Here is a 12,273-nt window from a genome sequence, read left to right on the forward strand (position 1 = left end):
CAAACAACACGGAGTTGCAACATGTCTGGCCTCGATGATGTCATTGCCGCCGAAACCGTCCTGTCCGAGGTCGATGGCGCCAATGGACGCCTGGTAATCTGCGGACAAAGCCTCGACGCCCTGGCGGGTAAAACCAGCTATGAAGGGGTTCTGTCATTGCTGCTGGCGGAGACCGTCGACCTCGACACGGCAGGGGTGCGCGTGGCGCTGGCCACAGCCCGCCTACGGGCATTTGAGGAAGTCGCTCACCTCGATCCTACTCTGCTTTCGCTCAGCATCACAGAAGCGCTGCGCGCGCTGATGGCGCGGCTTCCCGATGGCGAGGATGCGGAAACAGCGCTTTTGCTGATTGCAGCCCCGGCCGTCTTTGTGCCGGCCGTGGTGCGACGCAAGGCCGGTCTCGGGGCTCTCGCACCCGATCTGAATGCTGGCCACGCCACCGACATGTTGGCCATGTTGCATGGCCAGGTACCCTATGTCGAAGCGGCGGCTGCGCTGGACACCTATCTGGTCACCGTCTCCGACCATGGTCTCAACGCCTCGACCTTTGCCGCCCGGGTGGTTGCCTCGACGCGGGCCGGCTATGGCTCCGCCGTGCTGGCGGCGTTGGGCGCATTGAAGGGTCCGCTGCATGGCGGCGCGCCTGGGCCGGTGCTCGACATGCTCGATGCCGTGGCTAGGCCCGAGCATGCCGCCGACTGGATTGCCGGAGAATTGGCACGCGGCGAGCGGCTTATGGGGTTTGGCCACCGCATTTATCGGGTGCGCGATCCACGTGCTGATGCGTTGAAATCGGCCCTGGCCCGCCTTGGTGCGGGCGGCGGAATGGACATCACACGCTTGGCCCTGGCCGAAGCGGTGGAAACAGAAGCGCTGAAGCAATTGCATGCCGCCAAACCGGGCAGGGTCCTTGAGACCAATGTGGAATTCTTCACAGCCCTGCTGCTCGAGGCTCTGGGCTTTCCGCGTGAGGCATTTACCGGTGTATTCGCGGCCGGGCGGGTTGGCGGCTGGGTCGCCCACGCCCATGAGCAGATCGCCACCGGCCGGTTGATCCGGCCGCAATCGCGCTATATCGGCCCGAAGGCGGCCTGAAAGCCATTCCGACACCCGGCCGCCGCTCTCGGATTCACTCTTGAGCGTTGCGGCCGGCTGCTTCCGAATCGCGCAGCCATCGCCGCACCGCTTCCGTATCCGCATCGGTCAGATCATGACCGCCCAGCACGGTGACCACCTCCACATCGGCGCCGGCCGCTGCGAGCGCCTGCGCCAGCGCCTCGCCCTGCGTCCTGAAGGCATCGAACTGCCCGAGCACGATGAGAACCTTCGTATCGGAGAGATCAGACGCGGGCACGTCACCCAGTGTCATGATAGGCCGTAGTAGCACCGCGCGTTGCACTAGGCCCGAGCGCAGCAACAGGGCTGCACCGAGGAGGTTGGCGCCGTTGGAATAGCCCAGCGCCACCAGACCACCCCTGCTGACGCCATAAGCGATCTCTATCTCGCCGAAAAAGGCCTCCAGCGCGCCGGATTCGAAGCGGATATCGTCCTGGTCGAAGATTGTGGGGCCAAAACTGCGGAACCAGCGCTGTACGCCGTCTTCGGTGCTGCGGCCACGAATGCCGAGAAGCGTGGCGTGAGGCGATGCACGATGGGCCAGCGGCATCAAATCCATCTCGCTGCCGCCGCTGCCATGCAGCAGCGCAATTGTCGTGCCGTCGGGTTCGGGGGGCACGTGGAAGCGGTGCGTGTAGATCAGGTCGCGATAGACCACGCGCTCTTCGCCCGGCAGGCCGAATTGCGGCAGCATCAGCTTGACCCCATCGGGATCGGCAGTATCTGGCGGCACAAAGAGTGCACTGCCCAAACTCTCGAGCGTCTCGTCCTGCAAAAAGCCGGGCCCATCGCTGGCCATTTCAATCAGCACATTGCCGGGCTCACGCACATAGAGCGAAGTAAAATAGTTGCGGTCGTGCAGGTTGGTGAGGCTGGAATTGCGCTTGCGCAGTTCGGCCTCGACCGCTTCCACCTCAGCCGCATCATGGGCGCGCACCGCCACATGGTCCACCGTGCCAGCGCCAGGCGTGCCCGGGAAGAACCCGGCGGCGTCTCGAATATCGAGCACGTCGCCGACATCGGAAACCAGACGTTGAGTGGACCCCTCGGTGGCAGCAGCGCGAAATCCGAAATAGCGGGTGAGGAAAGCGGTAGTTTCCTCCTGAACTTCCGAAAGCAGAGTCACCCCGCGAATGCGGCGGATGGCATGCTCGGCAGGAATGTCATTCTGCGGCATGTCGAGCGCCGGCAGATCGGCACTGACCAGCTTAATGAGCACACCATCGGGATCGCGCAGCTTGAGCACGGTCTCGCCGAATTCCTGCGCGGTACCTTCGCTCTTGACCCCCAGACGCAGCGCGCGTTCGATCCAGAAGCCGATGGACCCCGGCTCTATTGCCAGCGCCACTTCGCTGACCTGCCCGGCGCCGACCTGCCCTTTCGAGCCGCCTTGCCACACAAGGAAGGTGAGGAGCGAACCCGGATTGGCGGCGTAATCGCCGTAAAACAGGTGCAACTGCGTTGCGTCCTCATAGCCGCCGGTGCGCTTGACCAGGCGCAGTCCGAGAAAGCCGACATAGAAATCGACATTGGGCTGCACGTCTTTGGTAATCAGCGTGACGTGGTGAATGCCTGATGTCATCTGCTTCTCCCGAACAGGCGCTCGATATCGGCCTTTTTGAGTTCGACATAGGTGGGCCGGCCATGGATGCATTGTCCGGAATGGGGGGTGGCTTCCATGTCGCGGAGCAGCGCATTCATCTCGTCGACACGCAAGCGTCGGCCCGAACGGACCGAGCCGTGGCAGGCCATGCGACCGATAATCGCTTCCATGCGATCGCTCAGCGCGGCGGTACTGTCCCATTCGGCGAGGCCATCCGCCAGGTCGCGCACCAGACCAGCGATGTCGCTCTGGCCCAACAGGGCAGGGGTTTCGCGCACGGCGACGGCGCGTGGGCCGAAGCGGTCGAGATAGAGCCCGAATTTTTCCAGCTCTTCCGCGGCCTCTTCGAGCCTTGCGCAGTCTTCCTCGGGCAATTCCACCACGACCGGGATGAGTTGCGCCTGGCTGGCGACGGGGCCGGATGCAAGCTGCGCCTTGAATCGCTCATAGACCAGTCGTTCATGAGCCGCGTGTTGGTCGACCAGCAAGAGGCCCGATCCGTTTTGAGCAATGATGTAGTTGTCGAACATCTGCGCCCGTGCCGTACCCAACGGGAAGTCCTCGACGACTGCCGGGGCTGCAATTTCCTCGACACGCGCGCTGGGGGCGGTGAAGCCCGCCAACTGGCTGGGACTGCGGTCGAAATTCAGCGGCGCCCTGTCGTGCGACCAGCCATAGCTCGGTGTCTGGTAGGACGCTGACGGCGGCGGCAAAGGCGCTGGTGCTGCGGGTTCGTCCATTTCCGGAGCATTGAAGGCGCCCAGAATATCCTCGGCCACGCTGGTCGATGCCTTGAAGCCGGCGGCAGCCAGCGCCATGCCAATGGCGCGGATCACCGCGCTACGCACCGCCCCCTGATCGCGGAACCGCAGCTCCGCCTTGGCCGGGTGCACATTGACATCGACCTCCGCCGGGTCGATGGCGATATAGAGCGCCACCACCGGGAAGCGGTCGCGGAATGTGTAGTCGGCAAAGGCGGCGCGGACTGCGCCCACCAGTACCTTGTCGCGCACTGAGCGGCCATTGACGAAGTAGAACTGGCTAAGCGAATTGGCGCGCGTATAGGTCGGCAGTCCCGCCATGCCGGCAACCACGACGCCGTGGCGCGCATTGGCCAGGGGCACGGCGTTATCAACGAAATCGGCACCCATCACCTGGCCCAGCCGGGCCGCCAGCGCGCCCTCGCCGCTGACGGCGGGCCAGTTCGACATGGTCCTGTCCGTGCCTTCCAGAATGAAGTGGATTTCGGGATTGGCCATGGCGAGGCGCTTCACCACATCGGTGATCGCCCCGGTTTCGGCGCGGGCCGATTTGAGAAATTTGCGTCTGGCTGGCACTTGCGCAAAGAGGTCCTTGACCTCGATCACCGTGCCGCGGTTCATCGCCTGCGGCATCGGTCCCGTGCGCCGGCCATTATCGACCACGATGACCAGGCCGCTTTCAGCATCGACCGGGCGCGAGGCCACGGACAGGCGGGCCACCGAGCCGATCGATGCCAGGGCCTCGCCGCGAAACCCCAAAGAACGGATATCGTCGAGATCGTCCGAAGCGAGCTTGGAGGTGGCGTGCCGCTCGACCGAGAGCAACAGATCGTCCCGCGCCATGCCATGGCCGTCATCGGTAATGCGGATCAGGTCCATGCCGCCATTGGCGGTGGCGATGACAATGCGGCGGGCGCCGGCATCGATGGAATTCTCCACCAATTCCTTGACCACGCTGGCCGGCCGCTCGACGACTTCGCCGGCGGCAATGCGATTGATGAGGTCTTCAGGCAGTTGGCGGATGGGCAAGGGCGATTCTCCTTGGCCTCAATATAGGCAAGGCGCCGGCCTATTCCGACCCGCTTCCTGCCCTTGTTCCCAGATGGCGGAAGATGAGCGCGATTGCCCTCTATCCCTCACTCGCGCTACATCGGCGCCATGACCGAGCCCTTCGCCCCGATGGAACTTGCCTTGCGCCTCGCCGAGGAAGCGGCGGCGCTTGGCGAGGCGCCGGTGGGAGCTGTAGTGATGGAAGGCACGCGCATCCTGGCTGCGGAGCGCAATCGCATGCAGGCACTAGGCGACCCGACGGCACATGCCGAAATGCTCGCCATCCGGGCGGCGCTCAAGGCGCGCGGCACGGGGCGGCTGGATGGCTGCGATCTCTATGTGACGCTCGAACCCTGTGCCATGTGCGCCGGCGCCATCGCCCATGCGCGCCTGAGGCGCGTCTATTTTGCCGCCGAAGATATAAAGGCCGGCGCGGTCGAAAATGGGGTGCGGCTGTTCGAACAGCCATCCTGCCACCATCGGCCCGAGATCATCGGCGGGCTGTCGGCCGCGCGGGCCGAGGCCATGCTGGTGGAGTTCTTCAGAAAGCTGCGAAGCTAGCCGCTGCGACCCTATGCCAGCTCGCAGGCCTTGGCCACATAGGCGCCCACCTGCTCGACATTGATCGCGGCTGGATCGGTAAAGCGCAGGTGCCGGCGATAAGTGCCGTTGCCGAGCAGAATGCCGTCATGGAATTCGGCGCCGCGACTGAATTCCAGCGTCACATGAGCGGAGTGGCTGAAAATCCCGCAGAACGGCCGGCCATGGGTGTAATGCAGCCCGCCATATTTCACCGTCTCGCTGGCATTGGGCGCATAGGTAAACACCACGGCGCGCAGCGCCAGCATGATGGCGTGATTGGTGGGTTTCTTCTCCCCGATAGTATCGAGAAGCGTTTCACCTTCGGCGGAGAGAGGCGGGAGATTGGTCATGGTTCGCATATAGCGGCGCGTGGCCGTTGCGGCAATCTAAAGCTCGGTCACGGGCTCCAGCCGGCCCTGGATATAGTCTTCGATCTTGTGCGCCAAAATGCGTTTGAAGCGGTCCTTTTCCGCTTCGGCATGAGTGATGATCTCGCGCACCTTCCAGAACTCCATGGCACCGAAATTGGCGACATGGGGCCGGATATAGATATCGGGCGGATAGGCGGCCATCATATGGGCAGTCAGAGAATGCATCATGATCTGGGCCGAGCCGAACCAGATGTCGAGTGCCTTGTGATCGGTCTTGTTGAGACCTGCAGAGGGGTCGCCCGCCACGTCTATGCCGATGAGAAAATCGGTGTCGATATCGGCTTGGTCCAGCGGCAGCGGATTGACCACCCCACCATCGACGAGAATGTGGTTGTTGTGAACGACCGGACGGAAAAAGCTCGGTATTGCGATGGACCCGGCAATCGCCGGGCGCAACAGGCCGGAATTGAACACCACCTGATGCCAGGACTGAAAATCGGTCGCCACCACATAGAGCGGAATTTTCAGCTGTCGAAATTCGAGCGGGAAATTTGGCGGCGTGAAGGCGTCGACAATGCTGGCCGCGTCCAGTTGCATGGAGATGCCGTTCTTGAGCAGGCCGCCAATGCCTCGGATTTGCGTGGCCCAGAGTTTGGCCGCGATGATCCGCAGCGTACCCAAGACCTCGAAGGAGTGTTCGCGCAATTCCTTGCCCGTCATGCCTGCGGCCCAGCCGGCGCCGATCAAGGCGCCGATCGAGGTGCCCGAAATGACCGAAGGTTTGAGACCAAGCTCGTCCATGGCCTCGATATAGGGAATATGCGTCAGCCCGCGAGCCGAGCCGCCGCCCAAAGCCACGCCAATGCGGGGTCCACTTATCGTCGTCATGCTCGCACGCTCCGCACTCCCCATGCGCAGCCTGTCCGCCAGCGCCTTGCCGCGACGCTGCAGTGGCGTCAGGGGGCGTTGCGGCGGGGCCGCAGAAAAGACGGGTCTAGGGGAAAATAGCGCGGCAAGATTGAGAAAAGGTTCAGTCTTGTTCGCGGGCGATTTCGCGCCAGCCGATGTCCCTGCGGGCAAAGCCTTCTGGCCAGTCAATCTGGTCCACGCCGTGGTAAGCACGTTCTTGTGCCTCTTTGACCGATGCCCCGAGCGCCGTCACATTGAGGACGCGCCCACCATTGGCCAGTAAACGTTCCCCATCGCGCTTCGTTCCGGCGTGGAATACGGTCAGCGTGTCGCTATCGAGACCATCGACGCCACCGATTTCGCTGCCCTTGCCATAGTCGCCGGGATAGCCCCTGGTGGCGAGGATAACAGTCAGCGCAAATGCGTCCTTCCACTCGACCGAATGGCCTGCAAGCGTGCTGGTGGCGACGGCATGCAAGAGTGGCACGATATCGCTCTGCATGCGCATCATCATCACCTGCGTTTCCGGATCGCCGAAGCGCGCATTGTATTCAACGAGCTTGGGACCATCCTCGGTGAGCATCAGGCCGGCATAGAGCACGCCGGCATAGGGCGTGCCGCGCTGGGCCATGCCGCGAACGGTCGGCAGCACGATTTCATCCATGCTGCGCCGATACACCTCTTCGCTCATCACCGGGGCGGGCGAATAGGCGCCCATTCCACCGGTATTGGGACCGGTATCTCCGTCGAAGGCGCGCTTGTGGTCCTGTGCTGTGGTGAGCGGCAGCACCGCTGTGCCATCGGTGAGCACGAAGAGACTGACCTCCTCGCCCTCCATGAATTCCTCGATCACCACGGCCGCGCCCGAAGCGCCGAAGGCGCCCGAGAAACAGTCGATGATGGCTTCCTCGGCCTCTTCAACGCTCATGGCCACGGTCACGCCCTTCCCAGCGGCCAGGCCATCGGCCTTGATGACGATGGGCGCGCCGTGGACATAGAGATAGGCCAGCGCCGAAGCCTCGTCCTCGAACCGGCCGTAGGCGGCGGTGGGGATGTTGAACTGGTCGCAGAGCGCCTTGGTGAAGCTCTTCGAGCCTTCCAGCTGGCCGGCGGCCTTGGAGGGACAGAAGCAGGTGAACCCGGCAGCACGCACATCGTCGCCCAATCCGGCCACCACCTGGGCATCGGGACCAACGACGACGAAGTCGATTTCATGCGCACGGGCGGCGGCGATGACGGCTGCGTGGTCGGTTATGTCGACGGCGACATTGGTGGCGATGGCCTCTGTTCCGCCATTTCCGGGGGCAACGAACAGCGCGGTAACAAGCGGTGATTGCGCGATCTTCCAGGCCAGCGCGTGTTCCCGACCACCCGAACCGATCACCATTACCCGCATGTCATGCCTCCATCGCCGATTTGCGCGTGATGCACGAGGCGATTGCGAAGGGCAAGCTGAAACGCCTCACTTTTGGCTTCTTTCTTGGCGACCCACGGGTGAAAGTCACTTGGAGAAGCCTAGAGATGGACTGGACCCTGTTCGGCCTTGTGCCGATGCTGTTCGGGGGCGCCCCGGCGGATTCCCCGCGTGCTCTGCTCGATTCCATCTACCAGCCGCTGCAGAACGGCCAGGAGATCAATCTCGAACAACACTACTCCGCTCACCTTCAGGATCTCGTCGCCTATAATCTTTCCGCCAATGTGGTCGATGCGAAAGGCGCGCGGATCGATCCGCAAGCGCCGGAAATCGTCGCCTTCAATCCTTTCCTGAACGGAGCGGAAGGGCATGTCGACGGCCTCGCCGTGAGCGAGCCGGTGGTGCAGGGCGATAGTGCGGTGGCGCTGGTGAGCTTCGAGTCCAAGGGTGAGCCGACGATCCTCACCATTTCCATGCGCTATGAGGGCGAGTGGAAAATCAACGATGTTGCCTCGGTGGGCAGCGGCGAAAGTTGGCTCTACTCCTGGCTGCTGCAGTTCGATCCCTTCAACCAGCAGTAGCTGGTTATGGGCCGGAGACCGTGAAACGCTCTAGATCTCCGCTTCCGTGAACAGCGGCAGAACCGAGCCGTTCCACTCGCCGCGGAACTTTTCCAGCCAGCGTTCGGCGGGAGACTTGCTTGTGCGGATAGTCTCCTCGAGCGGAGCGAGATGAATGGTCTCGTCCTGGCCGGCCGTATTGAGCCGGTTGCGGCGGACGAGGCCCGCCTCGGCGATCCCCACCGCCTGCGCGGCGATGTCGAAGAGGCTCGAACGATCGAAGGGTGTGGACAGGCCAAGCCGCGGCACTTCTCGGCGGAGATAGTCGCGATCTTCCTCGCTCCAGCCCTTCACCAGTTCCCAGGCCGATTCCAGAGAGACCTCGTCATAAAGTAGGCCCGTCCAGAAAGCTGAAAGCGCTACCACATGGCCGCTATCGCCCATATCGGCCCCGCGCATTTCCAGGAACTGCTTGAGTCGCACTTCCGGGAACAGGGTGGAGAGGTGATCCTCCCAATCCTTGATTGTCGGCTTTTCGCCCGGCAGCTGCGGCAACTCACCCTTGAGGAAAGCACGGAAGCTCTCGCCAGCAACATTGATATATTTCTTGTCGCGGATGACGAAATACATCGGCACATCGAGCGCATGGTCGGCATAGTGCTCGAAGCCGAAGCCATCTTCGAAGGCGAAGGGCAGCATGCCGGTGCGTGCATCGTCGGTGTTGAGCCAGATATGACTGCGGAAACTCAGATAGCCGGTGTCGCGGCCTTCCGAGAACGGCGAATTCGCAAAAAGCGCCGTGGCCACCGGCTGTAGTGCCAGCGACACGCGCAGCTTCTTGACCATGTCGGCTTCGCTGGAAAAGTCGAGATTGGTCTGCACCGTTGCCGAACGGTACATCATCGATGTGCCGAGGGTGCCCACTTCGCCCATATATTTGGTCATGATGCCGTAGCGCGACTTCGGCATGGCCGGGATATCGGACACGGCCCAAAGCGGGGTGACGCCCAGACCGAGGAAATGAATGTCGAGTGGCGCCGCAACGGCCTTGGACACGCGCATATGCTCGGCCATTTCGTCGGCAGTGCCATGCAGATCAGCCATGGGGGCACCGGACAGCTCGAACTGACCGCCCGGTTCAAGGGAAATGCCGCCGGCGCTGGCATCATTACGCAGCCCGATCGGGTTCTCCCCATCATAGAAGGGTTCCCAGCCGGTCTCTCGCGCCACGCCATCAAGCAGGGCGCGCACCCCTTGGGGACCTTCATAGGTCACCGGGCGCAGCGGATCGGTGTGGAAGACGTGCTTTTCGTGCTCGGTGCCGATGCGCCACTGTTCGGCGGGCTTGCAGCCGCGCTCCATCGCCTCGATCAGGTCGGCGCGCGATTCGATGAGAGGCGAGGATGTGTCGGCGCCGGCCATGTGGACCTCATGCTATGCAAGCAGATAGATGGGCGGCGAACATAACGAGCGCAAGCCGGAAAGCAATCGCGTTTTATCGCCAATCGCCGATGGTCGCCTGAATAATCGCCATTGCCGCCACGGCGGCAGTATCGGCGCGCAGGATACGCGGTCCGAGGCTGATCGGCAAAACAAACGGCAGTCTGCGTAGCCGTTCGCGTTCGCTGTCAGAAAATCCGCCTTCGGGGCCGATCAACAGGCCTATCCTGCGGCCAACCAGGTTTTGCAGGCCGCCCAGGGGCGACGACGACGCTTCACCCTCGTCGGCAAATACCAGCACTCGGTCGCCATGCATTTGCGGCCATTGGCTCAACAGCGCATCGAGACCGATTTCCGGCGCGATCTCCGGCACGCTCAGCACTTCACATTGCTCCGACGCTTCCATGGCATTGGCGGCGAGCTTTTCGGGTTTGAGTCGATGCACCTGGGTAAACTGGGTGGTCACAGGCTGGATAATCCCAGCGCCCATCTCCACCGCCTTCTGGATCACATAATCCAGCCGCTCGGTCTTGAGCGGCGCAAACCCGTACCAGAGATCAGAGGGCCGAGTCTGCGGCGCGATCTGCTCGACGACTTCCAGAACGACCGATTTCTTAGAATCGCCGGTGAGCCGGCAGAGCCAGGCGCCGTCGCGGCCGTTGAACAGCACCACGCTGTCGCCGACGCCCTTGCGCAGGACCGCGGCCAGGTAAAGCGACTGTTCCTTGCCCAGCGTCAGGGCGGCGCCGGCAGCAAGGTCGGTATCGACGAACAGGCGCGGCAGCGCAGAATGAGAACGGGGCATGGCAATTCCTCGACGCGGCACTGTGACACGACCCGACCCTTGGGCAAGGCTTGGGATGAGGTCTACTTTGTCTTTTGAGTTTAGAGTAGACCTCATGGTGAGCTTGTCGAACCACGAGGTCGTGGCACTATGTCCGATACCCAATCCGCCCGCGTCGCCGATGCCAAACAGAACAACTGGCTGGATCGTTACGCGCCCGAATGGTTGAAGCCCTATGGGCGATTGGCGCGCTGGGACCGACCGATCCCGGTGGGCCTGTTGTTCTGGCCCTGCGCCTGGGGCATTGGCCTGGCAGCGGTCGCCTATCCCGAATATGGCTTCGGTTGGTGGGCCGCGATTCTGATGGTCGTTGGCGCGCTGTTGATGCGTGGCGCCGGCTGCACCTTTAACGACATCGTCGATCGCGACATCGACGCCAAGGTGGCGCGCACCCGCTCGCGACCGATTCCTTCCGGGCAGGTGACGGCACTGGAAGCCACTTACTTTCTCGTCGCCCAGGCGCTGCTCGGTTCGGTGATCCTGTTCCAGTTCAATCGCTTCACCGTCTGGGCCGGCGTCGCCTCCCTGGTGCTGATCGCCATCTACCCCTTCATGAAGCGGGTGACCTGGTGGCCGCAGCTTTTCCTAGGCCTGGCCTTTTCCTATGGCGCCATCCTGGGCTGGACCAGCCAGACCGGCGGGCTCGGCTGGCCTCCGGTGCTGCTTTATGCCGGCGCCATTCTCTGGGTCATTGGCTATGACACCATCTATGCGCTGCAGGATGTGGAGGACGACGCATTGGTGGGGGTCAAATCCACCGCGCGCCTGTTCGGCGACAATGTGCGTCCGGTAGTCGCCGGCTTTTATGCCGGCGCATTCGTCTTGTGGAACATCGCGTCATTGATGGTCGGCGGCAGCTGGATTTTCGCGGTATTTTCACTCGTGGCCGCCGGTGTGCTGGCCTGGCAACTTCTGACCCTCGATGCCACAGAGCCGGGCAACGCCAAGCTGCGCTTCGACAGCAATCACTATGTCGGCGTGGTGCTGACCCTGGCGCTGATGGCCGACTGGGTCTGGTAAAACGCCGAAAGGGTCAACCGCACCACTGGTTGACCCTTTTCGTCGGACTTTGGATTTGGGCAGGCTGTCAGTTTACGTCGGTCTGGCCCGGCTTGCGACGGTTGAGAAAGCGGGGGCGGCGGGCGGCTTCTGCCGCGAGCCGGCGGCGGGGAGCCGGATCGGAAACCATCAGGCCATCGACCTGCTGGCTATAGGGCATATAGGCACCATCGCCGGCCTTGATGAACAGCGGCAGGCGCAGTTTCTTGCCCCAGTTCTGCCATTCGGCCACGACGTTGTGGTTCCCTTCTTCCTCGAACACCTTGTAGTTGAGCTCGGCATCGGAGTGGACCAATTCGATTGAGCTGGTCAGCATGCCTTCCTCGGAAATGCGGGTGGCCACGGCCACGCCGATGAACTCGGTGACCGGAACCTTGATCTTGATGGCCACACCGCTCTGTTCGAGCTGCTTGCGCACAGTGACCGTCTTGACCGGATCGCGTGGACCATTGTCGTTGGCCGCCACGAACCGGCGATCCGCCAGGGCGGGACGGCCGAAGGCGACAATCACCGAAGACCCTTCCATCGCAACGCCATGAACCATTTTAGATGCCTTCCTGTAAC

The 12,273-nt window shown here is 62.7% G+C and carries 12 protein-coding genes; 4 read left to right on the forward strand and 8 right to left on the reverse strand.

Going from position 1 to position 12,273, the window contains the following annotated elements; translation table 11 throughout:
- Positions 1 to 21: 21 nt before the first annotated feature.
- Complete coding sequence (locus BGO80_RS14925; protein WP_286722102.1) at positions 22 to 1,095, forward strand: citrate synthase/methylcitrate synthase; 1,074 nt, start codon at positions 22 to 24, stop codon at positions 1,093 to 1,095.
- A gap of 34 nt (positions 1,096 to 1,129) precedes the next feature.
- Here BGO80_RS14925 and BGO80_RS14930 read toward each other — a convergent pair whose 3' ends face one another.
- Both BGO80_RS14930 and mutL read right to left on the reverse strand, forming a co-directional pair.
- Complete coding sequence (locus tag BGO80_RS14930) at positions 1,130 to 2,698, reverse strand: VOC family protein (protein ID WP_286722103.1); 1,569 nt, start codon at positions 2,696 to 2,698, stop codon at positions 1,130 to 1,132.
- Positions 2,695 to 4,509 (reverse strand): DNA mismatch repair endonuclease MutL, encoded by a 1,815-nt coding sequence (gene mutL / locus BGO80_RS14935; protein WP_286722104.1) that lies wholly within the window; start codon positions 4,507 to 4,509, stop codon positions 2,695 to 2,697. The genes BGO80_RS14930 and mutL overlap by 4 nt, the downstream gene beginning before the upstream one ends.
- Positions 4,510 to 4,638: 129 nt before the next feature.
- On the opposite strand from mutL, the gene BGO80_RS14940 reads away from it, so the two are divergent.
- A complete protein-coding gene (locus BGO80_RS14940; protein ID WP_286723050.1) occupies positions 4,639 to 5,091 on the forward strand; it encodes a nucleoside deaminase in 453 nt (150 codons plus the stop codon).
- An 11-nt stretch (positions 5,092 to 5,102) separates the two neighbouring features.
- Here the strand turns inward: BGO80_RS14940 and BGO80_RS14945 are convergent, their stop codons facing one another.
- From BGO80_RS14945 to purD, 3 genes are all read right to left on the reverse strand, one after another.
- Entirely contained in the window at positions 5,103 to 5,462 is a 360-nt protein-coding gene (locus tag BGO80_RS14945) for a DUF1801 domain-containing protein (RefSeq protein ID WP_286722105.1), read from the reverse strand.
- Positions 5,463 to 5,498: 36 nt separating this feature from the next.
- Positions 5,499 to 6,371, reverse strand: coding sequence for a patatin-like phospholipase family protein (locus BGO80_RS14950; protein ID WP_286722106.1), 873 nt, complete (start codon positions 6,369 to 6,371; stop codon positions 5,499 to 5,501).
- Between the two features lie 142 nt (positions 6,372 to 6,513).
- Entirely contained in the window at positions 6,514 to 7,788 is a 1,275-nt protein-coding gene (gene purD / locus BGO80_RS14955) for a phosphoribosylamine--glycine ligase (protein WP_286722107.1), read from the reverse strand.
- 125 nt (positions 7,789 to 7,913) lie between these two features.
- On the opposite strand from purD, the gene BGO80_RS14960 reads away from it, so the two are divergent.
- Complete coding sequence (locus tag BGO80_RS14960) at positions 7,914 to 8,387, forward strand: hypothetical protein (protein WP_126149693.1); 474 nt, start codon at positions 7,914 to 7,916, stop codon at positions 8,385 to 8,387.
- 30 nt (positions 8,388 to 8,417) lie between these two features.
- Here BGO80_RS14960 and BGO80_RS14965 read toward each other — a convergent pair whose 3' ends face one another.
- On the reverse strand, positions 8,418 to 9,788 hold the full coding sequence (locus tag BGO80_RS14965; RefSeq protein ID WP_286722108.1) for a glutamate--cysteine ligase: 1,371 nt from the start codon (positions 9,786 to 9,788) through the stop codon (positions 8,418 to 8,420).
- A 73-nt stretch (positions 9,789 to 9,861) separates the two neighbouring features.
- The gene (locus BGO80_RS14970; protein WP_286722109.1) at positions 9,862 to 10,611 is read right to left on the reverse strand and encodes a 16S rRNA (uracil(1498)-N(3))-methyltransferase; all 750 of its coding nucleotides are present in this window, start codon (positions 10,609 to 10,611) and stop codon (positions 9,862 to 9,864) included.
- Positions 10,612 to 10,740: 129 nt separating this feature from the next.
- On the opposite strand from BGO80_RS14970, the gene ubiA reads away from it, so the two are divergent.
- Positions 10,741 to 11,670 carry a 4-hydroxybenzoate octaprenyltransferase gene (gene ubiA / locus BGO80_RS14975; protein WP_126149691.1) on the forward strand — a complete coding sequence of 310 codons (930 nt, stop codon included), beginning with the start codon at positions 10,741 to 10,743 and terminating at the stop codon, positions 11,668 to 11,670.
- Between the two features lie 67 nt (positions 11,671 to 11,737).
- Here the strand turns inward: ubiA and BGO80_RS14980 are convergent, their stop codons facing one another.
- A complete protein-coding gene (locus tag BGO80_RS14980; RefSeq protein WP_126149690.1) occupies positions 11,738 to 12,253 on the reverse strand; it encodes a DUF6101 family protein in 516 nt (171 codons plus the stop codon).
- Between the last annotated feature and the right edge of the window lie 20 nt (positions 12,254 to 12,273).

It is taken from the genome of Devosia sp. 63-57 (genome assembly GCF_001899045.1).
Classification (GTDB): Bacteria; Pseudomonadota; Alphaproteobacteria; order Rhizobiales; family Devosiaceae; genus Devosia; species Devosia equisanguinis.